Below are 24,335 nucleotides of genomic sequence, written 5' to 3'. Positions count from 1 at the left end.
TTATCCAGCAAAATATGCTTCTAATTCTTTTAAGGTGCTTTCGTTGGTTTGAATATCCTTAACGAGTACGCCTTTCTCTAGCACTACGATTCGACCACATACTTCTGTTACATGGTTTAAATCGTGGCTTGAAATCAGAATAGTCACTTTTTGTTCTTCGGCTAATTGTTTTAGTAATTTTTTAAGTCTTATTTGTGTTGTAGGATCCAAATTTGCAAAAGGCTCATCTAAAATAATAAGTTCTGGGTTTCCTATTAATGCACCTATGATTCCAGCCTTTTTCTGGTTCCCTTTGGATAAATCACGCAAGTATTTTTTTTGATTTAAAATCTCTCCATGAAAGAAGTCTTCGAATTGAGCCACAAATGCATCAACTTCTGCCTTTTGTTGTCCCCGCAAGTCACCAATGAAATAGAAGTATTCTTCAGGGGTTAAATATCCAATTAAAAAACTCTCGTCAATAAAAGAAGATGTTACTGGCTTCCATGATTCATTCTCGCTAACAATATGATTATCTATTTGGATCTGTCCAGTTGTTGCCTCAATTAAGTCTAGCAATAAACTAAATAAAGTAGTTTTTCCAGCACCATTATTTCCAACTAATCCAAAACTTTGACCTTTTGAAATGGATAGTTCTTCGATATTTAAAACAGTAGTTTCGTTATAAACTTTTGTAAGATTTTGAACTTGTATCATACATGATTTTTTATGAATTTTCACTATAAGCTTGGATAGTATCGTATTTTTCTTCCTGATAAATCTTTACTATTTGATCTAGCAATATATTTTTTAGCAAGAGTCCAATAATTCCTACTACTATTAATGCAAATATACCTGCATTAAAACTTACAAAAATGTAAAACGGATAAAAGATAATTAATGGAGCAATGAGTTTAGGTAAACCTATAAACAATTGGATAAAACTAAATCCTTTCATGTTCTCAAATGCTTTGGCTTTCACGTTGAGTTTTACTGGAATTCTATTATATACTCCTCCTAAAATGGTTATGTAGGAGTTAACTCCCATATTGAAGAATGCGCAAGCTATAAATAGGTAATATATATCCCATCCGAAATAAATATATGGAGTAGTCAAGATAAGCGATAAAATCACAGAAACAATCATTAACCACCATTTAGATTCAATGTATTTTCGATAAAGAATATTCTGACTCATTAATAATTTATAATATTCACTATCCCAAGAAGGAACATATTGCCCAAATGAAAACAAGAAGCCACCTGTTGTTATGAGTGCAACAAATACTTTCATTAAAGTGGAGTCATCATAAGTTTCGTTCGTAAAGAAAATAAGCCCATAAAAAAGCATAAACACGGCAATAAGTAATACCTGTTGAGGCCTTTTATTTCTCCAGATTAAACGAATATCATTCTTTAAGAAGATAGACATGGTTCCAAATCTGTCTAACCAACTTAGAGTGTGTGTGCTAATAGCTTTTTTCTTATGAGATAGACGCGTATCGATATAAAAATCTCTTCGAATGAATGTATAATTCAAATGGTAAATAAAATATAATAACCCCAGCATCAATATCAAGAGATAGGGATATAGGTAGATTGTATAAAAAATAGTTCCAAAATATTCTGTAAAATCTATAATTTCAAACTTCTGAAAACCTATCAGTAATGCTAATACCACTATAAAAGAAGCAAACCAAACAGTGGATTTATCAATTAAGAAATTAATAAAATTAATACATGCCTCCATAATCATGATGGCAAAAAACCAAGGAATAACGTGAATGGCTGGATAATCCATAATGATTAGAACAACAATAAAAGGTAGAAAAAACATTACAGGTAGAATATTGAATACAGAGAAAATTGTTTTCCCAAGTAAGTAATGTATTATCTTCTTTTTTGAAATAGGTAGCGTCATTAATGGTATTATACGAACCGTAGGCATCTTTTGAAAGAAGAAACGATATGTTAGATCAATGAGAAACCAATAGATCAAATAGTTATTTACTAAGATAAAAGGATCTTCATTGGGTAATTCCTCTTGAATGATAAAAAAGGTAGATATTCCCATTAGTGTAAATAAAGCGGAGAAATAGAGCACCCCGATAATGGTGAATATCTTAACAGCTAGACTCTGACTAAAATTAGCAGAACGGAAAAACTGCTTCCATTCAAGATAAATAAATTTTCTTATCATATTAAATAAGATATATCAATATGGTATTATATAATTAAAGTATGGATAAATGAAATTGTGAGTCATTCATTTATTAACAATGAATTTATCTGTTTTTATAGTTTCTCCATTGTTATTCTTCAAGATATAAATATATACTCCATTTGTTAATTTATCAAGGTAAACTGTATTTAAGCCATTGGAAATAGGAGATGAAATAATTTCTTGTCCAAGTATAGAACAAATACTGATTGAACCATTCTCTAAAAAGCTAACATCAAAATGTATCGTATTCTTTGCTGGATTTGGATAAACTTTAAGATTTTTTGCAATGATTTGATCTAAAGAAGCCGTCGCCCCATTTTTATAGAACTGAATATTGTCTATAGATATAGATGAACCAAGTTTAATATCACTCCCGGTTATAGGATTAATTTCTTTTTCACTACTTGCTGATAAGAAAGTAAACGAAGCAGAAGCTCCTGTATAGGTTAAAGGAACAACTTCCTTTTTCCATGAACCCTGTGTTCCACTATAATATTTATAAGCACTTGCAGAAGGAGTATATCCTGAAGAAGGCATAGAAGTTAAACTAACAACAGCCTGATCACCTGTTTTGATGTTATACTTCACATAATATACAACGCTATCATATTGGGTGGTAGTAGGGAAATTTTGTTCTAATGTTGCGCCATGATCACCATTTACAACAGCAGGAATAGTTGAATTTGTAATATTATGTGTAGTTAATTTAGCATAACTTGAACCATGTATAGCTCCAGAAGAAACTTTAGCAACAGGAACAACAGCGTTTCCTCCGTCATCTTTTACCGTAGCCACATTTACTGAGTTATTGTTTGTACTCCATCCGTTTGGATTATTTCCCGTCCAATTTTCAAAACTTGAATTATTCATTTGAGCAGCAGCTCCATTTATTAGTAGAACGCTTAAGATTGTATAGTATATTTTTTTCATAAGATATTTGTTTAATTCGCTAAAATATGAGATATCTTTTAAAGATACTAAAAATATTTGTTAAATTTTTAGCAGATGTATATTATATGTATTGTCGTTATATTATAGAAGAGTCATTTATTCCATTAACTAATCCTGTAAAATTCGTCTATGAATTAATAAGATTGATACAAGAAAACATCTGTTTTGAAGAATTTTCAAAAATAATTTCAAAAAAGTAATGTAATACGAAAATAAATATATTACCTTTGCCCGCCGCAAACGAGCGGTATTTACTTTAGAATAGTTCAGAAAATATTTTAAAAATAAATGAAAAAACATTTGGAAAGTAAAAATAATGATTATCTTTGCCCTCCCGAAAACGCAACGGCGAATAAAAAGAGGGGGTAATTTGGAAGGGATAGGATATAAAGCGATGGTATCGATTTATATAGCATAAGAAGTTCTTTGAAAGATTGAGAAAATAAGGAAACAGCGTAAATAAAAGAAGAGTCACATAAACAATTCAACGTCTTTATACAATGGAGAGTTTGATCCTGGCTCAGGATGAACGCTAGCGGCAGGCCTAACACATGCAAGTCGAGGGGCAGCACAAAGATAGCTTGCTATTTTGGTGGCGACCGGCGAATGGGTGAGTAACGCGTATGCAACCTGCCTTCTACAGGGAGATAGCTCGGAGAAATTCGGATTAATATCCCATACGGTCTTTTAAACACAAGTTTTAGAGAAGAAAGCTACGGCGGTAGAAGATGGGCATGCGTCCTATTAGTTAGTTGGTAAGGTAACGGCTTACCAAGACAGCGATAGGTAGGGGGCCTGAGAGGGTGATCCCCCACACTGGTACTGAGACACGGACCAGACTCCTACGGGAGGCAGCAGTGAGGAATATTGGTCAATGGAGGCAACTCTGAACCAGCCATGCCGCGTGCAGGAAGAATGCCCTATGGGTTGTAAACTGCTTTTATTTGGGAAGAAACCCCTCTACGTGTAGAGGGCTGACGGTACTAAATGAATAAGGACCGGCTAACTCCGTGCCAGCAGCCGCGGTAATACGGAGGGTCCAAGCGTTATCCGGAATCATTGGGTTTAAAGGGTCCGCAGGCGGACTTGTAAGTCAGGGGTGAAAGCCGGCAGCTTAACTGTCGAACTGCCTTTGAAACTACAGGTCTTGAATTTAGTCGAAGTGGGCGGAATGTGTCATGTAGCGGTGAAATGCATAGATATGACACAGAACACCGATAGCGAAGGCAGCTCACTAGGCTTAAATTGACGCTCATGGACGAAAGCGTGGGGATCAAACAGGATTAGATACCCTGGTAGTCCACGCCGTAAACGATGATTACTCGATATCAGCGATATACAGTTGGTGTCTAAGCGAAAGTGATAAGTAATCCACCTGGGGAGTACGATCGCAAGGTTGAAACTCAAAGGAATTGACGGGGGCCCGCACAAGCGGTGGAGCATGTGGTTTAATTCGATGATACGCGAGGAACCTTACCAGGGCTTAAATGTAGTCTGACAGTTTTGGAAACAGAATTTTCTTCGGACAGATTACAAGGTGCTGCATGGCTGTCGTCAGCTCGTGCCGTGAGGTGTTGGGTTAAGTCCCGCAACGAGCGCAACCCCTATCTTTAGTTGCTAGCAGGTAAAGCTGAGGACTCTAGAGAAACTGCCAGCGCAAGCTGAGAGGAAGGAGGGGACGACGTCAAGTCATCACGGCCCTTACGTCCTGGGCCACACACGTGCTACAATGGTCGGTACAGAGGGCAGCTACCCCGCGAGGGGATGCGAATCTCGAAAGCCGATCTCAGTTCGGATTGGAGTCTGCAACTCGACTCCATGAAGCTGGAATCGCTAGTAATCGCGCATCAGCCATGGCGCGGTGAATACGTTCCCGGGCCTTGTACACACCGCCCGTCAAGCCATGGAAGCTGGGGGTACCTGAAGTCGGTAACCGCAAGGAGCTGCCTAGGGTAAAACCGGTAACTGGGGCTAAGTCGTAACAAGGTAGCCGTACCGGAAGGTGCGGCTGGAATATCTCTTTTCTAGAGTGCTCCGATTTTGTTTAAGGCTGTTTCTATTTTCTTAATTTAAAACATTATTAATCTCTCCCAATTGAGAGGGAGACTAAGCAGAGAGAGAGGAGGGATGAAAGACAAATAGTCCCGTAGCTCAGTTGGTTAGAGCACTACACTGATAATGTAGGGGTCAGCAGTTCAAATCTGCTCGGGACTACATGTTTGGGGGATTAGCTCAGCTGGCTAGAGCGCCTGCCTTGCACGCAGGAGGTCATCGGTTCGACTCCGATATTCTCCACAAAAAAATTGAAAGGAGAACAGATGAAACGTCATCGGTTCGTCCCGATAGCAATCGGGACCGATATTCTCCACAAAAAAAAAGAAAGGGGGATAGATTGAATATCTATTCTTAGCAATAATGTTCTTTGAAATATTGGAAATTGATTGAAGTAGTAATAAAGAGTAAGAAAACTAATAAGTTACTAAGGGCACACAGGGGATGCCTTGGATTTGAGAGGCGAAGAAAGACGTGATAAGCTGCGATAAGCTACGGGGAGGAGCACATATCTAGTGATCCGTAGATTTCTGAATGGGGCAACCCGTTATGTTGAAGACATAACACTCGAAAGAGAGCTAACCGGGCGAACTGAAACATCTAAGTACCCCGAGGAAGAGAAAACAAAAGTGATTTTGGTAGTAGCGGCGAGCGAACCCGAAATAGCCCAAACCGGTTTTGTTTCGGCAAGGCCGGGGTTGTAGGACTACAATGTGGACTTAAACGTTATAGAAGAACCAAGTTGGAAAGCTTGACCATAGGGGGTGATAGTCCCGTATTTAAAATGGCGTTTATACCTAGTAGTATCCTGAGTAGGGCGGGACATGTGAAATCCTGTCTGAATCTGCCAGAACCATCTGGTAAGGCTAAATACTCCTCAAATACCGATAGTGAACTAGTACTGTGAAGGAAAGGTGAAAAGAACCTTGAATAAAGGAGTGAAATAGAACCTGAAACTGTGTGCCTACAAGCGGTCGGAGCCTACGGGTGACGGCGTGCCTTTTGCATAATGATCCTACGAGTTACCGTCACTGGCAAGGTTAAGGGCTTCAGGTCCGGAGCCGAAGCGAAAGCGAGTCTGAATAGGGCGTATAGTCAGTGGTGGTAGACGCGAAACCTTGTGATCTACCCATGGCCAGGTTGAAGTTTTGGTAACACAAAATGGAGGACCGAACCAGTAAACGTTGAAAAGTTTTTGGATGAGCTGTGGGTAGGGGTGAAAGGCCAATCAAACTGGGAAATAGCTCGTACTCCCCGAAATGCATTTAGGTGCAGCGTCGAGGTTAAGTTTTATAGAGGTAGAGCTACTGATTGGGTAAGGGGGCTTCATCGCCTACCAAACCCAGACAAACTCCGAATGCTATAAAATATACTCGGCAGTGAGGGCATGGGTGCTAAGGTCCATGTCCGAAAGGGAAAGAACCCAGACCATCGGCTAAGGTCCCAAAATATATGCTAAGTTGGTATAACGTGGTTTGATTGCATAGACAGCTAGGATGTTGGCTTGGAAGCAGCCATTCATTTAAAGAGTGCGTAACAGCTCACTAGTCGAGCGATCGAGCGTGGATGATAATCGGGCATAAGCATATTACCGAAGCTGTGGATTTCATAGTAATATGGACTGGTAGGGGAGCATTCTATGGGCGTAGAAGGTGTACTTTGAGGTATGCTGGAGCGCATAGAAAAGCAAATGTAGGAATGAGTAACGATAATGCAGGCGAGAAACCTGCACACCGAAAGACTAAGGTTTCCTGAGCGACGCTAATCGGCTCAGGGTTAGTCGGGACCTAACGCGAACCCGAAGGGGGTAGTGGATGGCAAACTGGTTAATATTCCAGTACTAATTATAACTGCGATGGGGAGACGGAGTGATGAAAGGTCTGCGTACTGACGGAATAGTACGTTAAAGCTGGTAGCTATATTCGGTATAGGTAAATCCGTACTGAATGGCCAAGGTGATAGTACCACAAGTCTACGGATGCGTGGATAATGACCCTAAGGGCTCCCAAGAAAATCCTCTAAGCTTCAGGTTATAATTACTCGTACCGCAAACCGACACAGGTAGTTGGGGAGAGAATCCTAAGGTGCTCGAGTGAATCATGGCTAAGGAACTAGGCAAAATTGTCTCGTAACTTCGGAAAAAGAGACGCCCCGAGCAATCGGGGCCGCAGTGAATAGGCCCAGGCGACTGTTTATCAAAAACACATGGCTTTGCGAAAACGTAAGTTGAAGTATAAGGCCTGACACCTGCCCGGTGCTGGAAGGTTAAGAGGAGATGTTAGTTTCGGCGAAGCATTGAATTGAAGCCCCAGTAAACGGCGGCCGTAACTATAACGGTCCTAAGGTAGCGAAATTCCTTGTCGGGTAAGTTCCGACCTGCACGAATGGTGTAACGATCTGGGCACTGTCTCAGCCATGGGCTCGGTGAAATTGTAGTATCGGTGAAGATGCCGATTACCCGCAACGGGACGGAAAGACCCCGTGAACCTTTACTATAGCTTCACATTGACATTGGACACTTTATGTGTAGGATAGGTGGGAGACTTTGAGGCTGCGTCGCTAGGCGTAGATTAGTCGTTGTTGAAATACCACCCTTAAATTGTCTGATGTCTAACCCCTTAATCGGGAGACAGTGTGTGGTGGGTAGTTTGACTGGGGTGGTCGCCTCCAAAAGAGTAACGGAGGCTCCTAAAGGTACCCTCAGCACGCTTGGTAACCGTGCGTAGAGTGTAATGGCATAAGGGTGCTTGACTGAGAGACCGACAAGTCGACCAGGTAGGAAACTAGAGCATAGTGATCCGGTGGTTCCGCATGGAAGGGCCATCGCTCAAAGGATAAAAGGTACTCCGGGGATAACAGGCTTATCACTCCCAAGAGCTCATATCGACGGAGTGGTTTGGCACCTCGATGTCGGCTCGTCACATCCTGGGGCTGGAGAAGGTCCCAAGGGTTGGGCTGTTCGCCCATTAAAGTGGCACGCGAGCTGGGTTCAGAACGTCGTGAGACAGTTCGGTCCCTATCTGTTGTGGGCGTTAGATTTTTGAGAGGACCTTCCTCTAGTACGAGAGGACCGGGGAGGACATACCTCTGGTGTACCTGTTGTGGCGCCAGCTGCATTGCAGGGTAGCTAAGTATGGATGAGATAAGCGCTGAAAGCATCTAAGCACGAAACTCACCTCAAGATGAGAAATCTTTTAAGGGCCGTGGAAGACTACCACGTTGATAGGCTACAGGTGTAAAGATGGTAACATCAAAGCCGAGTAGTACTAATTACCCGTAAACTTATAGTATTCTGTTGTTACTACTTCAATCGCCCAATATTCCAATATTTTGCATAGACCAAAAAACATTTATGATTTTCGGTGTCTATTGCGGCAGGGTCCACCTCTTCCCATCCCGAACAGAGAAGTTAAGACTGCCCGCGCTGATGGTACTGCCGGCTCACCGGTGGGAGAGTAAGTTGACGCCACTTTTTTTAAAATCCTCTTGAAATACTCAAGAGGATTTTTTTTGTTTAATACCCTCAAAAATTTATTCAAAGATATATTTATTCTAAATGCACAACAGGTTATATTTATTTAGGTTTAATACCTCCCTATTAATCATGACAAGTATTATAACTCATTTCCTGCTACTGATACTCTGTATACTTATTAAAGTATGAAAGTGAATAGGAACATAGCCTATTTATTCATATATCTCTGTTTTTTTCTCAATCTTTGGTGGTATCAGTTTATATACAACAGGAGTCACGATTCTTGACAATAAAGTAGAACTAATTAACCCCCCTATGATTACTACAGCTAGAGGAGAAATCATGGGGTTGCTAGACCAAGCTATGGGCAACAAACCTCCGATTGCTGTTAATGTGGTTAAAATTATGGGCAAAAAGCGTATTTCAGATGCTTTTTCAGCAGCCTCTGTAATATCCATACCTTCTTCTCGGAGTTGATTCGTAAAATCCACCAAAAGTATGGTGTTCTTGACTTCAATTCCCGCAAGTGCAACTAATCCAATAGTTGAAACGAATGAGAGAGGGTGACCTGTAATCCATAAAGCCACAACAGCCCCAACAATTCCTAATGGAATTACAGATAAGACAATTAGTGTACTTTTTAAAGTTTTAAATTCTAATACTAATATAGCGATAAATAAAAAGGCTGTGATGATTACAATGGTTCCAAATCCTCCAAATGATTCTTGTTTGCTCTCTACTTCTCCTCCCATTTCAAAATGGTACCCATGAGGCATATTCATCTTTTGCATTTGTTTTTCTACATCATTGATGACAGTACTATTTGAATAATTTTTCTGTACAAATGAATTTACATAAACCACACGTTGTTGATCTATCCTGTTTATAGAGGCAGGAGATGCTTCTAGATTTAATGTGACAAACTGATTAATGGGGAAACTCATACCTTTAACATTATCTACAAAAATGTTATCTAATATGTGTAAATCAGCATAATCGCCACGAGGAACACTCACTCGAATAGGCAAGTCTTCCCCGCCAGCTTCTGGGTTTGAAAAAGAAGCTACATCTAACCCTGATATTGCCATGCGTATGGTTCTGTCAATTAAAGCAGTTGGAACACCAAAAGCTAAAGCTTTATAGCGGTTTACATCTACTTTTAAATCCATTTTGGTAAAGCGAGATCGGTTGTTAACATCTTGTGTCCCTTCTGTATTTTCTAACAGTTTTTCAACTCTTTCAGCAAGCATCTGGAGTGTATCTATGTTATCGCCAAATAAACGAACTTCTACAGGAGATAAAATAGGTACACCTTGCTCAAAATTCCTTACTTCCACACGAGCTCCCATAAAATTTAGCCATTTCAAACGCAATTCTTCCATGATCTTAAGTTTTTCGCTAGCCTTCACATTATCTTGTAGTTGTACAAAAATCTGTGCGAAATCTTCTTTTTCACTTGCTTGGTCAATGTTATAATAGATACGTGGATTTCCCTTACCAACATTTGTAGTATAATATTTAATTTCGTCTACTTCAGACAAATCTTTCTCAATAATTTTAGAGATAGAATCTGAATGATAAATATTGGATTGTGGCGGAGGGGTTATTTCCACCATAAACATTGGTTTTTCAGATGACGGGAATAACTGAAAACCTAATTTTGGAATCATTAATAAAGCTCCTCCAAAGATAATCGCTGCTATTATAACAGTCATGACAGGCTTTTTTAATGCTTTATCCAACCACACTGCGTAGGTTAGATGAATAACTTTCTGTAAGCCTTTTAAGATAAAATTTCCTCCTTCTCCTTTTTCATGTTTTAAAATTTTTTTTGCTAAGAGTGGTACCACAAGAAGAGCAACAAACATAGACCCAACAACAGACCCAATTACAGCAACAGGTAGACTCCTGATAAATTGTCCAGCCATTTCTGGTAAAAACATTAAGGGAAGAAAGGCTACTATTAAAGTAGCTGTGCAGCCAATAACAGCATATAGAATTTGTTTCGTTCCTTTTATAGCCGCCTCATGTTTAGTATACCCTTCTCGAATCCAACGTTCAATATTTTCCACAACAACAATACTATCATCGACTACTAAACCAAGTGCCACAACAAACCCAACAATACTTAGCTGATTGAGCGATAGACCGGCAGCATTTAAAATGATAATTCCAATAGCAAGTGATAGTGGAATAGCAATCATGACAACGAAAGAAGCACGATATCCCAATGGTAGTAAAGTAATTAAGACTAAGCCAATAGCTATTAAAAAATCTATTCCTAAACTACTTAATCTTCCTTGAACGTTATCTGCTTGTTCAAAGTTGACAACTAAATCGACATTGGCTGGTAGTTTTGCTTTGAATTCTTCAATAACTTTCTGATATTCTTGTTGGGTATCACTAATATTTATTCCTTTCTTCTGGGTGGCGGTAATAATTATTCCTTTATATCCATTAAGTCGTGTTATATGTGTTTCTGGCGCAAAATCCTGATAAACGTCGGCTACATCTTCTAAGGTTATGTTCTTTCCGTCTGCGCTTGAAATAATGGTTTTTTTGATTTCGTCTATGCTTTGGAAATTCCCACTGGTTTTAACACTAAAAGTTTTCTCTCCAGCATGAACACTACCACCTGGAATGTTCATAGCTTCACTCCCAATGGCATCCATTACTTGTTTAATGGGAATATTTAATTGTGCTAGTCTTCCCGGATGCACATCTACTCGAATCAAAGGGTCTGTGAGTCCATGTATCGTAACATCTTTAATAGCCTTAACCTTACCAAGCTCGGCCTTTAATTCATCAGAAAGCTTTTTCATAGTATTCTTAGATGCATTTTCTGATACAAGTGCAGCTTGTAGTATGCTAACATTAGTAGGATTGATTTCAATTACTTGCGCTCTATAAATACCTTCAGGTAAATCTTCCTGTTGAGCTGCACCTAATTCTCGTATGACTTCCTGATATTTAGAATCGTAATTGGATGAATACTCATATTCAACCACCATTAGAACTAAACCATTATCTATCTTTACTTTTAATCTTTTGATATTGTCAAGTCCACCAAAACGTGCTTCCAATGGTTTAGCGACCAATTGTTCCATGTCTTTTGGACTAGCACCGGGATAAATGACAACAATGGGAAAGTATGGAGCGACCATATCAGGATCTTCTGCACGAGGCATAGTAAAAATTAAACTACCACCTAGTATCATAATCATTAGTAAAATGATAAAGGTGAATTGGTAATTCTTTATAGGGTATTTAATGAGATTCATAGGAGGAAAATTTTATTCTTTTACTTCAATCATTGAGTTGGCTCGTAAATATGGACTACCCGAAACCACTAAAAATTTATGATTCTCGAGACCTGAACTAATAAGCGCATATTCTGCTTGAAGAGATGCAATTTTAACTTCAACTTTAGAAACTGTCTTTTTATCTTCTGTTATAAATACATAACCTTTATCTCTGTCTCCATCGATTAAAGCGCTGTAAGGTATTTTCCAAGTTTCATTTGTTTCGCCGTAAATTTTAACTTTCGCAAACATTCCTGAAGCCAATGGAACAGTTGGTTTTTTAGTTGGTTGCACATGTACCGTAAATGTTCCTGATTGATAGTCTAGTCCTTCTGCTTTTCGTATCACACTAGCTATCAATATATCAGGAAATGCATCTGTACTGATTGTTGCCGAATCCTTTAAATGAATATTTGCCCATTGATAGTCAGATACACCTACTTTTACTAGCCAGTTTCCGGCTCCTGCACCATTCATCTGAAAAACAGGCATTCCGGGGCCGATGATTTGTCCTTCATTGGCTAATTTTATAAGTATATACCCATCCGAATTAGCTCTGATTTCAGAATAACGCAAGTTGAATTGAAGTGTATTCCAATCTTGTTCAATGACATCTAGTTGTGTTTTCGCATTTTGAAATTGTTCTAGCGTCGCAACACTATCTTTGTATAATTTTTCAGCTCGATTATAATCTCGCTCAGCTTTCTGTATAGCAGCCTTTACTTGTTCTGCTTTGGCCATTAATTCCGTCATGTTTAATGAGGCAAGTAATTGCCCTTTCTTTACAAAATCACCTTCTTTAACATAAATGCGTTCAATAATTCCTCCATTTTTAAATGAAAGAAGCGTTTCGTCATCTGTTGAGAATAGTCCCGTAGCTTCTATAGTTGTTTTTTCTTTGCTTTTCTCTAGCGGTAAAATAGTTACCGGAATAGTATTTCCAATGTGTGCATCATTTTTCTCTTTTCCTTTACAAGAGGAAAAAACTAAGAGAATACTAATAAAAAAGAGGTATATGTATTTCATGGAATTTAATTTTTTCATATTAATTTTTATTGGGTAGTGAATAACTTGCAGTTTCACGTTCTAGTTTTGCTTGGGCAATTAAAAGTTGATAATAGCTAACATTAGTAGCTATTTTTGCAGAAGACAATTGAGTTCTTGCATCAACTGTTTCAATGTAAGTGTTTATACCCGAATCATATCCTTTGTTGATTAATCTGTGATAGGTTTCGGCAAGTTCAAGTTGTTTTAAAGCAGCCTCATAATTTGCTTGTTCTGTCAACACATTATTATATGCCACTTGAACGGATAGATTTAATTTTTGCTCAATTTCTTGTTTCTGATATTTTGCTATCTCAATATCATTTTTTGCAACTTTGATAGCTAAATTATTTTTTGTTCCATTAAAAATTGGAAAAGTTAATTGGAGTCCTACCATATAATATAGCGCTTCTTTATTAAAACGCATTTTTTCTGCTTGAGCACCTGCGTCAGCGAATCCACTTAATTTTGGGATAAAAGTTTGTTTGTTCATTTTGAGAATGGACTCGCGTAATGAGATTAGATTTTCTAGAGAGGTCATCTCCTCTCGGTTAGCTACACTAACTTCATTACGATCAATTAATGGAATATTCTGAACACTCTCTTCTATCACTATATTCTCATTAGACTCTCTATTTAATAGTGCATTGAAATATAGCTGTACAGAATGAGCTTGATATTCAGCATTCTTTAGTTTAGTTTTTGCTTGCTCAATTTCAGTTTCAGCACGAAGTGTATATGCGTATACACTTTTTCCAGCTTCCATTAAACGTTCATTCATACGTTTACTTTCTTCTGCTAAATCAATTACATTTTGATAGATTTCAACAGCTTTTTTTGCACTTAAATAATTGTAATATGTGATTTTGATTTCTTTAACCAATTCACGTTCAAATATGATTACATCATTTTCTGATAATTTAGCTTGTTGCTGTCTTATTTCATTGTTGTGGATAATATCCATGTTTAAAATAGGAACAGCCAAACGTACTTTTGCATCGTAATAATCTTTTGGTAAGAAATTGATTTTTTCATTATCTAAGTTTGGAATGGGAGTACTCAAGAATTGATTTACTGTATTTAGTAGTGGATTCAAATAATCTCCAACCGGGATTTCATAACTTCTCCCCCCTTCTGCTGTTGTGTATATCCCTTCAAAGTTTAATGTAGGAATATAATTACGGCGTGCTGATTTAAGTGCATAAATAGCATTTTCTAAGGAGAGATTTCGTTGCTTGATAGCTAGATTGCTCTCTAAACCTTCTTTAATATAGTTATCTAAAACACTGTTTTGTGCAAGCATTGCTATAGGGAAGAAGAAAAGTAAAATATATAAAATACTGTTTTTCATTAAATATCTCTTTTAGCTTGTTCAACAAATCGGATATATGCGTTAAAGGCGCTATCTAATAAGACCTCTGCTGGTTCAGTAGAGAAATTTTCACAAGCTACCTTTTCCAATCGTGTAGTTAGGTATAAGGAACAGAGCCCATGAACAAAGCCCCAAGAGTGCAAGGCGATATCATTTGGACTATCTTCATTGAAATATCCCATGTTTTGACATTCTGAAATTGTTCCAACTATAAATGAAAAGATTTGTCTCCCACCTTCCCAAATTTCTTTGTTTGGATCCTGATCCAGAAAATTCATAGGCTCTTTTTGGATAAACATAAGTTCGTAATAATCACGATGTTCTTTAGCAAATTTCAAGTATGCTTTTCCTAAAGCTTTTAATCGCTCAAAAGGATTTTCTACAAAAGCTAACACTGTTAATTTGTTTCTTAAAATATCAAACCCCTCCTGATGGAGCGTATATATAATGTCATTTTTGTCCTTGTAATATAAGTAGATAGTTGTTGGACTATATCCGATTTCAGATGCTATATTACGAATGGATGTTGCTTCAAACCCTTTTTCTGTAAATAGTGTTTTTGCAGCGTTCAAAATGGAAAGTTTAATATCTTCCTTGTGTTTTACTTTTGTTTTTACCTCTTTCATAATGCAAATTTAATAAAAACTTAACACTGTTAAGTAAATAAATAAAGAAATTAAATTTTTAGTAAAATTCATATTCTTTCCTGATAAATATCATTTGCATTTCTTTATTCATACCTTATCTTTGTACCAATAATTAAAGAATGAAGAGAATTATTAGCATATTACTTTTGTCAGTTATCCTCTACTATTCCTTTTTCCAGATTGGAATTTTTTTTAATTATGTGAAAGACATCAAAGGATATACAGAACAGTTTTGTGTAAATAAAGATAAGCCTACGCTTCACTGTAATGGAAAATGCCACCTCGTAAAAGAATTAGCTCAACAAGAAAAACAAAAAGAGAATAAAGATTTACAAATCATGCCCGAAATCAATCTTTTTGTAGAAGATTCTCCAATTGAACTCTTTAGTAATCCCAATATTAATGAGGTAATAAAACATACTTATCTCTATAAAGGCTTCTTTTCAAATGAGAATGTAGATGCTACCTATCCGCCTCCTCGGCAACTTATTTAATTTCTGTATCCTCTCGGGATTCGTACTCATTGAGTAATTATATATTCCTCATGCTATGGTGTTTTCCCAAAGCATGAATTAAAAAAAAATTAAATAAGTTATGAAAAAGATATTTTTAGTGTCCATACTAGGACTTGTAATATTTACATCTTGTAAAAAAGATGAAATAGAAATTAAATCAGAAGACAATCAAAATGTTGTTGAATATAAATTGATGCATACAGATACTATCTCTGATGATCGGGTGGTTTCTCTTTATGCGGAATCTAATGTGATTTATAATGAATACACCCATTTGTTTGTTAAGATTAAAGATTTTAATGGCAAAGAAATTAAAGATTTAGCGCTTGAGTTCCGTCCAATTATGGATATGGGAAGTATGCAACATGCTTGTCCAGTCATTCAACCTACATATAAAACATCTACAAAAATGTATCACGGTATATCCATGTTTACGATGGCTGGAGAATGGGATTTTGTTGTGGCTGTTGCTGGTGAGGAAGTGCATATTCCAATAACTGTTCAGCCTGTATCTTCAGGACTCAAATACATTGGTTCTTACTCTGGGACTGATGGTCAGAAGTATATTGTATCTCTTGTGAAACCTGTTAAATGGAAACAAGGAATGAATGATTTCTCTATCATGGTACATAGGAAACAATCAGACATATCTTTCCCTCCTGTTGATGATTTTGAAGTGGTTTTAAATCCTCAAATGACTTCTATGGGACATGGTTCTCCAAATAATGTCTCTCCTGTAAGCACAGGAAATGGTTCTTATAAAGGAAATGTGAATTTTACTATGACAGGAGATTGGAGATTGAATCTCGATTTAGTTAAAAATAATGACACTATTGTTAATGCTTATTTAGATATTAAATTCTAAAGGAAATAGATGCCAAAGTCCTTGTTACATATAGTTTGGGGTATAGCAATCCTTATTATTCCCTTTTTTGTAAATTCTCAAGAGCCGGATAGTCTGTCTACTATTCAAGAGTTGAATTCGGTGACCATCCAAGGAGCAAGACAACAAAAAGTGGAACCTTCCTTGATCATACAAGAATCTACGGATAATTTGATGAATGCAATACCAAAGCTAAGCCTTATTAAAAGAGGAAATTATGCTTTGGAACCAACTATTCGGGGAATGCAGGCTGGACAAATTACTACTACGATTGATGGGATGCAAATGTTTGGTGCGTGTACCGACAGAATGGATCCTATCAGTTCGTATGTAGAACCAACAAACTTAGAAGAGATACAACTAAGTTCAGCTTCTGATAGTAAGCAAACGGGAAGTTCTACAGGAGGTGGGATTAATTTCTCTATGCTAAAAGCTAAAATAGGAGCAGATAGAAAGTGGAGTGGGAGAGTAGGAGTAGGATATGAAACAAATGCACAATTATTTCAAGGTCTTGGGGCTCTTCAATACAGTGGTAAAAGATGGGCATTCTTGGTAAATGGTGTTTATAAGAAGGCAGACAACTATTATGCTGCGCGTCGAAAGGAAATTAAGTATTCTCAATTTGAAAAGTGGAATGCCCGAGCAAGCCTGAGTTTTCAATTAAATGAAAATCACTTGTTATATTTGGATTATCTTCAGGATGAAGGCTACAACATTGGTTATCCCGCTCTAACAATGGATGTTGGCTATGCAAAGGCTTATGTGTCTGCACTAACACATGTATATTCAAATTCGAATAGAATCATGAGAAAGGTGGAGACTAAATTCTTCTTTAATTATATTGATCATACGATGGATGACACCAAGCGTCCCAAAGAAGAGGTGCCTATGCACATGGATATGCCGGGAATCTCTCGCACCTTTGGGATGTATAGCAATGCATTATTTGTTCTTGGAGAAAAGCACATGTTGAATGCCAAAGTGAATACGTTTCAAAATTTCCTACATGCTGAAATGACGATGTATCCCGACAAAGGGAGTGAAATGTTTATGTTGACTATTCCGGATGCACAACGTCAAACGCTTGGTGTGAGCATTAATGATGTCTGGAGAATTTCTCAAAAGTGGAAGTTGACAGTTGGGGGAAGAATAGAAACAAATAACTCTCAAATAACAACAGAGCTCGGGAGACAAACCTTAACCAGTTTTTATGAAGGCGAAGCTAATAAAACACGATTATCAGGGAATGTTTCTGTTAAAGTAGATTATCAATTAAATAAGAATGTAAGCTTCTATTTGGAAAGTAATTATGCCCAACGACCTCCTTCCTTACAGGAATTGTATGGGTTTTATTTGTTTAATCGTATGGATAATTACGATTATATCGGAAATCCTAATAACCTGAATGAAAAATCAGTAGGAGGGAATATTGGGGCTACATGGAGGTATAAAAAAGTGTCTATTTCTTTAGAAGGATTTGTAAATCATTTATCAGATTATATAACCGGTATCTTTATGGAAGGATATTCAGGAATGGCTTTTGGATCAAGTGGAGTGAAACAATATCAAAATATTCAAAGTGCATTACTAACAGGTGGAGAGTTTGTGTTCCAATGGAAAATCATTGAACAACTTCATTTTCAAACAATTAATAGTTATGTCTATGGAATCGATTTTGAGAATAATTATTTACCTACAATTCCTCCATTTAGAAGTAGAAACTCATTGGAGTATGATTTAAAAGGTTATCACATCACGGTAGAATATGTTGGGGCTTTAGCACAAAATAATGTAAGTGAAAAACGTTATGGAGAAACTCGAACTCCGGGGTATAGCTTATTCAATATATCATTCCATAAGCATTTTGAGCTTAAAAATAATCAAGGTATCCACGCTCGTTTAGAATTTGAGAATATCTTTGATACTCCGTATTATGAGCATTTGGATGTAATGAAAATCCAGCGACAAGGATTTAATGCGGTTATGCGAGTAACTTGGGAGTTTTAAATCTTTCCTCTTAATGACATCCAACCTCCACCGTTATATACATTCTGATAGCCGTGCGACTTTAAGATTCTTTTCGCCATTCCACTTCTCATTCCAGAAGCACAACAGCAAATGATAACTTGATCTTTATTTTTTAATTTGGATAGATTATTTTCGAGTTGTTCTACAGGAATATTGACGGATTTCTTGATACAACCAGATGAAAATTCTCCTTTACTTCTAACATCTAGAATGATAGCGCCTTCTTGACACATCTCTTTATAACTCTTTTTAGGACCTAGTCCCAATAATTTCTTAAATGAATCAAACATATTTCTTTATAAATTTTCAATAGTTGTTTTTAATTTTTCTCTTACTTCATTAGCTACAGTACCTAATTCATCATTTTTGATAGCCATCATGGAAGCAACTGGATCAATGGCCGAAACAACTATTTCATCTTTGTCATTTTCTTGCACCAATACATTGCAAGGAAGCATTAACCCAATGTGTTCTTCAGATTGAAAAGCTTTATATGCAAAAGGAGGATTGCAAGCTCCTAATATTTTATATTTTCTGATATCCACATCTAGTTTCTTCTTAAGCGTGGTTTGCATGTCTATTTCAGTTAAAACTCCGAATCCGTTTTCTTTTAGTTTCTCGGTAACTTTTTCAACTGCTGTATCGAAATCACCTGATATTGTTTTTGAAAAATAATAACTCATAATGTTAAATTTTGATGTTTTAAAAATCTTGATTTCAAAAGTAATTCAGATTGAAATCATTATTAGCTACTTTTGTTACATAGCATTTATTTACTTGTTGTTTTCTCTTTTTTGAACATAGAGAATAATAATCCTCCCATCAAAATTCCGTATAAAGTACTGTTAAATGGCTTAGAGGTAATAGCACAAGTTCCTGAGCTGCACCCGACAAATTTCCAATAAAGAAATCCAGCGATAGCACCAACTATTCCTCCGATAATCTCTAGTTTATATTTAGTTAAAAGTGCCTTCATAAATTTATTAAAATTTAATCTTCCACATTCCTCTTAATTCTCCAATCTGATATTCAATCGCTTTATCGTTAGGGTATTTGTCTTGAATGATTGCCAATGTGCTTTCTGAAATATCTTCTTTTCCACCATGACATTTTAAGCAGGTTGGCATGCCTAGCTTAATCGATTTATAGTAGGTGATTTCACCCATATTGTTCTGAATAAAATCAACAGGTAAAGTAGAGTCTTTGAGTTTTTCAAAAGCGGATAAATCTTCTTCAAGTGCCAGTACATTGTTTGGGTTTCTATTCTTATCGCTTAAACGTTGGATGCTGACGTGGTGCATATTCGAAATCGAATCAGTTAAAGGGATTGCTTGAATATTACAGAATTCCACTGCGTAATCTGAACCGCCTTTTTGCATTGCTTGAGATACATTTTCAAGCAAGGTTTTTTGCATGTGAGTTGAGATGCTGTCTCCAAGATGAAGATAATGTTTAATCTCGTCTTGAGATAATGTTTCTGTTTGTTCGCTTATCAGCGTTTCTTCTTCGTGTGTGTTTTCCGTGCAAGAAAGGAAAGATAGACCTACAAAGGTTAGTAGTACAAATATCCCCCACACTTTACTTAATTTCTTCATATTCTATTTCTTTGTTTAAGTTGCTATCTTTTGAGATAGGTGTACTACAACCTGCTGGACCGCAACAGCCAATATTAAATAAAGGCATGAGAGTAAATAAGCCTCCAAATAATAGGACTGCATTTTCTTGTGAACGTATCCCTTCAATGAGAATGAATATTCCCAATAATAGACGGAATACTCGCATAAAATTCCAGCCTGTGACTAATTTATTCATCTTTTTGTTTTTTTAGTGTACTGATTTTAAAAGGAAAATACAATGGGCAAAAACTAATAGACGAAGTTACTATAAATATTAATGCTAATACTCCTAAGGCGATAGCCAATGTACCGGAGATTACATTGGTAAAGTATAATACAGCTATGATGATGGCTAAGCTTACACGAATGATTTTATCAGTTGTTCCTAAATTTTTTAATTTCATGATAATTTGTTTTCTGATGATTACAAATATCGATAAAACAAAATAAATAATGCGTAACAAATGTTACATTGAAAAAAATGAAGCACTCATTGCTTTACTTTCAAGAGTTTTTGTATGTCAAGTCATTTATTTTTACACAAATAAAATAATCCTTTTTAATCTACGTTTTTAAAGAAGAACTCCAAATCAGATGCTTATGGCAAATTTTACAAAAATAGCTCCCAAGGTTCAAGAGGATAAAGTAGAACCATCCATTAAAGTACTTCAATTTCTTCTTAATTATTCAAAAAGTGTTGAAGCAAAAAAAATTAAAAAAGAATCTTTATTGATTCACTTAAACTAAATAAACGAGCCCTTGAAAAAGGGCTTTTTTATTTAACATTTACTCGTTGTTCATTTAGATTAATATTTTTTTTTAGAGAAGTCTTCTGATAAAATTAAATACATTTGTATTTTAAATTCCTCATATGTTGGTTTGGACTTCTTTTATAATTTTTATTTTACTTTGTTTAGTACTTGACCTAAAAGTATTTAACAAGGAGGATCATGTTATTTCAACGAAAGAAGCAGGAAAACTAACTGCCTTCTGGGTGTCACTAGCACTTTTGTTTTCGGGTGTAATTTGGTGGTTATTTAAAGAAGGCTTAGTTAATAATCATACCAATTTAACACCTGGAGCAGCCGTGTTAGATTATATTACAGGGTATTTAATGGAATTATCACTAAGTATTGATAATGTCTTTGTAATAGCTATCATTTTTAATTCCTTTAAGATTCCACCTGAATATCGTCATAGGGTTTTGTACTGGGGGATTTTGGGAGCTATTATTTTCCGTGCAGTTATGATTGTTTTCGGTGTTGCACTTATCACCAAATTTGAATGGATGATTTTCGTTTTTGGTGCCTTTTTATTGATTTCAGCAGCAGGTATGTTGAAAAAAGATAGTGATAAAGATCCACATGATACTTGGTTTTATCGTTTGGTTTCTAAGATACTACCGATAACTAGTGAGATACATGGACATGATTTTATCATTAAAAAAGATCATAAAACGTATGCTACACCGCTATTAGTAGCGTTGGTAATTATAGAGTTTACGGATATATTGTTTGCATTGGATAGCATTCCTGCTATTTTAGCAATCACACAAGATGAGTTCATTGTATTTAGTTCTAATATCTTGGCTATCTTAGGTTTAAGATCTATGTTCTTCTTGATTATAGGAGCTTTAGAAAAATTTCATTATATCAAATATAGTTTGGCTGTTATTTTAGCCTTTGTTGGAGTTAAGATGCTTATAGCTGAAATATATCACATTCCTTCATTAGCATCTCTAGCTGTGATTATTTTAGCGCTTTTAGGAGGAGTTTTATTTTCAAAATGGAAAGCTAGTAAATAACTCATTATAAATTTGTATTTTCGCTCCGATGAAAAAGATACTCACTATCATAGGAGCAAGACCTCAGATTATTAAATCGGCAGCATTATCTCGTGCTATTCAAAATCATTTCTCTTCACAACTTAAAGAGGTGATTGTCCATACAGGTCAACATTATGATAAAGAGATGTCTTCTGTTTTTTTTGATGAATTAGGATTACCACAACCAGATTATAACTTAAATATAGGTTCTCATTCACACGGTGTTCAAACGGCACAAATGATAGAAGGAATTGAGCAAATTCTTCAAAAAGAGAACCCAAATGCTGTTGTTGTTTATGGAGATACTAATTCAACGTTGGCTGCCTCAATTGCTGCTTCTAAAATGCAAATTGATGTAGTTCATATTGAAGCAGGTTTACGTAGTTATAATAAACAAATGCCTGAAGAGATAAATCGTATTACGTGCGACCATGTATCGACTTTGCTCTTTTCACCTACGAAAATAGGTGTTGAAAATTTACAAAAAGAAGGATTTAAACTAGCTAACCAAAGCCCTTATTCTATTGATAATCCCATGGTATATCATTGTGGAGATATTATGTATGATAATAGTTTGCATTTCTCAAAGATAGCAGAACAAAAAACTACGATTATACAGCAGTTAGGACTAGAAAATAAACATTTTTATTTAGCTACAGTTCATCGTCCTGCAAATACGGATGATTCAGAAAATTTATCATCCATATTTAAAGCATTTTTACAACTCTTAAAGCAAGATGGTGATTTATCAATTGTTTTACCACTACATCCGCGTACAAAAGGATGTATGCAATCTAATCTTAGCAAAGAATTACTAGATGAAATTGCACAGGAAAAACGTTTGCTCATTATTCCTCCTGTTTCTTTTTTAGAAGTTATTGCCTTAGAAAAAAATTGCAGTTTGATTCTAACAGATAGTGGTGGATTACAAAAAGAAGCTTATTTCTTCCAAAAACCTTGTTTGATTTTAAGAACGGAAACAGAATGGCTGGAAATTGTAGAGCAAGGTGCAGCACTAATTGTGAACGCTGATACAAACAAAATTTTGCAAGGAGTACATGAATTAGAAAATAAGCAAATAGAGTTCCCTCCATTATATGGTGATGGTCATGCTGCTGAATTTATTGCTTCTGAAATTTTAAAACACTGCTAATGCTGCTTGTATATTCTGAAAAAATAACAGAACGATTAAAATATACTTTATCTATCCTATTTGATGATAGAAAAATAGCCTATGCATTGACAGATGATTTTGAACAATATAAAGAAGCACCAGAACCAAAGATATTATATGGAAATTCTTCAGATGAAACCTCTTTCAACGCCTCTATGATTTTATTTGATGATAAAATAAAAAAATATCACATAGATAAAATTGAATGGGAGGGAGTTGAAATACTTCGTTTTGATGGTATTCAGGATGTGTTAGGGAGTATCTTTTATGTAATATCTCTCTATGATGATTATTTGCAAAATAGATTAGACGTTCATCAACGCAATGAAGGAAAACACTCTTTACTCTATAAATTCGGTTGGCTGAATACACTCGTTGTTGAGAGATGGTCAGAGGCATTTATCCAGTATGTAGAGAGAGTCAGTGATTGCAAACTTAATCCAACACCAATACCCTTTGAAATTATTCCTACATTTGATATTGACCACGCTTACGCTTATAAGTATAAAAGCAGATGGAGAAATTTTTTAAGTATTGCCAAGGATACAGTTTTTCAAAATGGTAAACGATTAAAAGAAAGACAAGCCGTTTTAGCTGAGAAAACAAAAGACCCTTACGATACTTTTGATCGAATAAAGGAATACGCTAGTAACTGGAATATTAAACTATTTTGGTTATTGGGTGATTATGGAAAGTATGATACAAATTTACCGTATGATAATATCTATCAGCAAAAATTAATACAAGATGCTGTTTCATACGCAGATATAGGTTTACATCCAAGCTATGCTTCAAATGAGAGTATAAAGAAACTGCAAGTACAAAAAAATAGATTGCAAAACATTCTGTCAGAACAAGTAAATATATCACGACAACATTTTCTTAAAGTACATTTACCCACTACTTATGAAAGATTAGAAAAACTAGAGTTCACCGATGATTATTCATTAGGATATGCTGATGTTTATGGTTTCCGTGCGGGAATAGCTCGACCTTTTAAATGGTTTAATTTAAAAGAAAATAAGGTTTCAAACTTAACTATACACTCAATTTCATATATGGATGGAACACTGAATGAATATTTAGGATTAAGTATTGAAGATGCACAGAAAATTGTTTTAGACCTCAAACAAGAAGTTCAAAAGTATGGTGGTGAATTTATTCCATTGTGGCATAATGAAACTATAGGTGATTACGGTAAATGGAAAGGATGGAGGGAAGTACTGGATGTAAGTTTACAAAACTAAA

At 36.0% G+C, this 24,335-nt stretch carries 20 protein-coding genes, 2 tRNA genes and 3 rRNA genes; 12 read left to right on the top strand and 13 right to left on the bottom strand.

All coding sequences use genetic code 11. From position 1 onward, the window contains the following. The 3 genes from M9897_10200 to M9897_10190 all read right to left on the bottom strand — a co-directional run bounded on the left by M9897_10200 (position 1) and on the right by M9897_10190 (position 3,133). On the bottom strand, positions 1–696 hold the full coding sequence (locus tag M9897_10200) for an ABC transporter ATP-binding protein (GenBank protein MCO5269250.1): 696 nt from the start codon (positions 694–696) through the stop codon (positions 1–3). 10 nt (positions 697–706) lie between these two features. After that, positions 707–2,179 carry a DUF5687 family protein gene (locus M9897_10195; GenBank protein ID MCO5269249.1) on the bottom strand — a complete coding sequence of 491 codons (1,473 nt, stop codon included), beginning with the start codon at positions 2,177–2,179 and terminating at the stop codon, positions 707–709. A gap of 66 nt (positions 2,180–2,245) precedes the next feature. Beyond that, complete coding sequence (locus M9897_10190) at positions 2,246–3,133, bottom strand: T9SS type A sorting domain-containing protein (protein MCO5269248.1); 888 nt, start codon at positions 3,131–3,133, stop codon at positions 2,246–2,248. 518 nt (positions 3,134–3,651) lie between these two features. On the opposite strand from M9897_10190, the gene M9897_10185 reads away from it, so the two are divergent. The 5 genes from M9897_10185 to rrf all read left to right on the top strand — a co-directional run bounded on the left by M9897_10185 (position 3,652) and on the right by rrf (position 8,678). Then, positions 3,652–5,178 (top strand): 16S ribosomal RNA (locus M9897_10185). A 116-nt stretch (positions 5,179–5,294) separates the two neighbouring features. Then, positions 5,295–5,368, top strand: a tRNA-Ile gene (locus M9897_10180). Between the two features lie 7 nt (positions 5,369–5,375). Further along, positions 5,376–5,449 (top strand) — tRNA-Ala (locus tag M9897_10175). A 174-nt stretch (positions 5,450–5,623) separates the two neighbouring features. Next, a 23S ribosomal RNA gene (locus M9897_10170) occupies positions 5,624–8,496 on the top strand. A gap of 68 nt (positions 8,497–8,564) precedes the next feature. Then, positions 8,565–8,678: ribosomal RNA gene (rrf, locus tag M9897_10165) — 5S ribosomal RNA — on the top strand. Together the 16S, 23S and 5S rRNA genes with 2 tRNA genes alongside form the textbook arrangement of a ribosomal RNA operon. 215 nt (positions 8,679–8,893) lie before the next feature. Here rrf and M9897_10160 read toward each other — a convergent pair. Genes M9897_10160 through M9897_10145 form a run of 4 tightly spaced genes read right to left on the bottom strand, consistent with a single transcriptional unit; the run spans position 8,894 to position 15,025 of the window. After that, the gene (locus M9897_10160; GenBank protein MCO5269247.1) at positions 8,894–11,962 is read right to left on the bottom strand and encodes an efflux RND transporter permease subunit; all 3,069 of its coding nucleotides are present in this window, start codon (positions 11,960–11,962) and stop codon (positions 8,894–8,896) included. Positions 11,963–11,974: 12 nt separating this feature from the next. After that, positions 11,975–13,009 carry an efflux RND transporter periplasmic adaptor subunit gene (locus M9897_10155; GenBank protein MCO5269246.1) on the bottom strand — a complete coding sequence of 345 codons (1,035 nt, stop codon included), beginning with the start codon at positions 13,007–13,009 and terminating at the stop codon, positions 11,975–11,977. A 19-nt stretch (positions 13,010–13,028) separates the two neighbouring features. Further along, positions 13,029–14,378, bottom strand: coding sequence for a TolC family protein (locus tag M9897_10150; protein ID MCO5269245.1), 1,350 nt, complete (start codon positions 14,376–14,378; stop codon positions 13,029–13,031). Beyond that, positions 14,378–15,025: a TetR/AcrR family transcriptional regulator gene (locus M9897_10145; GenBank protein ID MCO5269244.1), complete on the bottom strand. Its 648-nt coding sequence runs from the start codon at positions 15,023–15,025 to the stop codon at positions 14,378–14,380. The genes M9897_10150 and M9897_10145 overlap by 1 nt, the downstream gene beginning before the upstream one ends. 140 nt (positions 15,026–15,165) lie before the next feature. On the opposite strand from M9897_10145, the gene M9897_10140 reads away from it, so the two are divergent. From M9897_10140 to M9897_10130, 3 genes are all read left to right on the top strand, one after another. Next, positions 15,166–15,540 (top strand): hypothetical protein, encoded by a 375-nt coding sequence (locus tag M9897_10140; protein ID MCO5269243.1) that lies wholly within the window; start codon positions 15,166–15,168, stop codon positions 15,538–15,540. A 100-nt stretch (positions 15,541–15,640) separates the two neighbouring features. Further along, positions 15,641–16,426 carry a FixH family protein gene (locus M9897_10135; GenBank protein ID MCO5269242.1) on the top strand — a complete coding sequence of 262 codons (786 nt, stop codon included), beginning with the start codon at positions 15,641–15,643 and terminating at the stop codon, positions 16,424–16,426. 9 nt (positions 16,427–16,435) lie between these two features. After that, positions 16,436–18,451, top strand: coding sequence for a TonB-dependent receptor (locus tag M9897_10130; protein MCO5269241.1), 2,016 nt, complete (start codon positions 16,436–16,438; stop codon positions 18,449–18,451). Here the strand turns inward: M9897_10130 and M9897_10125 are convergent. The 6 genes from M9897_10125 to M9897_10100 all read right to left on the bottom strand — a co-directional run bounded on the left by M9897_10125 (position 18,448) and on the right by M9897_10100 (position 20,492). After that, the gene (locus tag M9897_10125) at positions 18,448–18,762 is read right to left on the bottom strand and encodes a rhodanese-like domain-containing protein (GenBank protein MCO5269240.1); all 315 of its coding nucleotides are present in this window, start codon (positions 18,760–18,762) and stop codon (positions 18,448–18,450) included. The genes M9897_10130 and M9897_10125 overlap by 4 nt on opposite strands. A 6-nt stretch (positions 18,763–18,768) precedes the next feature. Further along, positions 18,769–19,155, bottom strand: coding sequence for a DUF302 domain-containing protein (locus M9897_10120; GenBank protein MCO5269239.1), 387 nt, complete (start codon positions 19,153–19,155; stop codon positions 18,769–18,771). Between the two features lie 86 nt (positions 19,156–19,241). After that, the gene (locus tag M9897_10115) at positions 19,242–19,448 is read right to left on the bottom strand and encodes a DUF6132 family protein (protein ID MCO5269238.1); all 207 of its coding nucleotides are present in this window, start codon (positions 19,446–19,448) and stop codon (positions 19,242–19,244) included. A 7-nt stretch (positions 19,449–19,455) separates the two neighbouring features. Beyond that, positions 19,456–20,067 (bottom strand): DUF3365 domain-containing protein, encoded by a 612-nt coding sequence (locus M9897_10110; protein MCO5269237.1) that lies wholly within the window; start codon positions 20,065–20,067, stop codon positions 19,456–19,458. Next, positions 20,051–20,284, bottom strand: a complete 234-nt coding sequence (locus M9897_10105; GenBank protein ID MCO5269236.1) for a hypothetical protein — start codon at positions 20,282–20,284, stop codon at positions 20,051–20,053. Before M9897_10105 ends, M9897_10110 begins: the two co-directional genes overlap by 17 nt. Continuing rightward, complete coding sequence (locus tag M9897_10100; protein MCO5269235.1) at positions 20,277–20,492, bottom strand: DUF2892 domain-containing protein; 216 nt, start codon at positions 20,490–20,492, stop codon at positions 20,277–20,279. Before M9897_10100 ends, M9897_10105 begins: the two co-directional genes overlap by 8 nt. Positions 20,493–20,688: 196 nt before the next feature. On the opposite strand from M9897_10100, the gene M9897_10095 reads away from it, so the two are divergent. From M9897_10095 to M9897_10080, 4 genes are all read left to right on the top strand, one after another. After that, positions 20,689–20,835 carry a hypothetical protein gene (locus M9897_10095; GenBank protein MCO5269234.1) on the top strand — a complete coding sequence of 49 codons (147 nt, stop codon included), beginning with the start codon at positions 20,689–20,691 and terminating at the stop codon, positions 20,833–20,835. Positions 20,836–20,959: 124 nt separating this feature from the next. Beyond that, on the top strand, positions 20,960–21,892 hold the full coding sequence (locus M9897_10090) for a TerC family protein (GenBank protein MCO5269233.1): 933 nt from the start codon (positions 20,960–20,962) through the stop codon (positions 21,890–21,892). 28 nt (positions 21,893–21,920) lie between these two features. Further along, the gene (wecB, locus tag M9897_10085; GenBank protein ID MCO5269232.1) at positions 21,921–23,066 is read left to right on the top strand and encodes a UDP-N-acetylglucosamine 2-epimerase (non-hydrolyzing); all 1,146 of its coding nucleotides are present in this window, start codon (positions 21,921–21,923) and stop codon (positions 23,064–23,066) included. After that, the gene (locus tag M9897_10080; GenBank protein ID MCO5269231.1) at positions 23,066–24,334 is read left to right on the top strand and encodes a polysaccharide deacetylase family protein; all 1,269 of its coding nucleotides are present in this window, start codon (positions 23,066–23,068) and stop codon (positions 24,332–24,334) included. The genes wecB and M9897_10080 overlap by 1 nt, the downstream gene beginning before the upstream one ends. The last annotated feature ends 1 nt before the right edge of the window (position 24,335 follow it).

Origin of the sequence: Brumimicrobium sp. (genome assembly GCA_023957385.1) — a bacterium.
In the GTDB taxonomy this organism is placed as follows: Bacteria; Bacteroidota; Bacteroidia; order Flavobacteriales_D; family Crocinitomicaceae; genus Brumimicrobium.
This window is presented reverse-complemented; position numbering and strand designations above follow the sequence as displayed.

Bases quoted from the DNA above. Each gene is read 5' to 3' on its own strand.
- M9897_10125 (MCO5269240.1), bottom strand. From the start codon at position 18,762: ATGTTTGATTCATTTAAGAAATTATTGGGACTAGGTCCTAAAAAGAGT.
- M9897_10120 (MCO5269239.1), bottom strand. From the start codon at position 19,155: ATGAGTTATTATTTTTCAAAAACAATATCAGGTGATTTCGATACAGCA.
- M9897_10115 (MCO5269238.1), bottom strand. From the start codon at position 19,448: ATGAAGGCACTTTTAACTAAATATAAACTAGAGATTATCGGAGGAATA.
- M9897_10130 (MCO5269241.1), top strand. From the start codon at position 16,436: ATGCCAAAGTCCTTGTTACATATAGTTTGGGGTATAGCAATCCTTATT.
- M9897_10100 (MCO5269235.1), bottom strand. From the start codon at position 20,492: ATGAAATTAAAAAATTTAGGAACAACTGATAAAATCATTCGTGTAAGC.
- M9897_10150 (MCO5269245.1), bottom strand. From the start codon at position 14,378: ATGAAAAACAGTATTTTATATATTTTACTTTTCTTCTTCCCTATAGCA.
- M9897_10090 (MCO5269233.1), top strand. From the start codon at position 20,960: ATGTTGGTTTGGACTTCTTTTATAATTTTTATTTTACTTTGTTTAGTA.
- M9897_10160 (MCO5269247.1), bottom strand. From the start codon at position 11,962: ATGAATCTCATTAAATACCCTATAAAGAATTACCAATTCACCTTTATC.
- M9897_10145 (MCO5269244.1), bottom strand. From the start codon at position 15,025: ATGAAAGAGGTAAAAACAAAAGTAAAACACAAGGAAGATATTAAACTT.
- M9897_10135 (MCO5269242.1), top strand. From the start codon at position 15,641: ATGAAAAAGATATTTTTAGTGTCCATACTAGGACTTGTAATATTTACA.
- M9897_10155 (MCO5269246.1), bottom strand. From the start codon at position 13,009: ATGAAATACATATACCTCTTTTTTATTAGTATTCTCTTAGTTTTTTCC.
- M9897_10110 (MCO5269237.1), bottom strand. From the start codon at position 20,067: ATGAAGAAATTAAGTAAAGTGTGGGGGATATTTGTACTACTAACCTTT.
- M9897_10200 (MCO5269250.1), bottom strand. From the start codon at position 696: ATGATACAAGTTCAAAATCTTACAAAAGTTTATAACGAAACTACTGTT.
- M9897_10190 (MCO5269248.1), bottom strand. From the start codon at position 3,133: ATGAAAAAAATATACTATACAATCTTAAGCGTTCTACTAATAAATGGA.
- wecB (MCO5269232.1), top strand. From the start codon at position 21,921: ATGAAAAAGATACTCACTATCATAGGAGCAAGACCTCAGATTATTAAA.
- M9897_10095 (MCO5269234.1), top strand. From the start codon at position 20,689: ATGGCAAATTTTACAAAAATAGCTCCCAAGGTTCAAGAGGATAAAGTA.
- M9897_10105 (MCO5269236.1), bottom strand. From the start codon at position 20,284: ATGAATAAATTAGTCACAGGCTGGAATTTTATGCGAGTATTCCGTCTA.
- M9897_10140 (MCO5269243.1), top strand. From the start codon at position 15,166: ATGAAGAGAATTATTAGCATATTACTTTTGTCAGTTATCCTCTACTAT.
- M9897_10195 (MCO5269249.1), bottom strand. From the start codon at position 2,179: ATGATAAGAAAATTTATTTATCTTGAATGGAAGCAGTTTTTCCGTTCT.
- M9897_10080 (MCO5269231.1), top strand. From the start codon at position 23,066: ATGCTGCTTGTATATTCTGAAAAAATAACAGAACGATTAAAATATACT.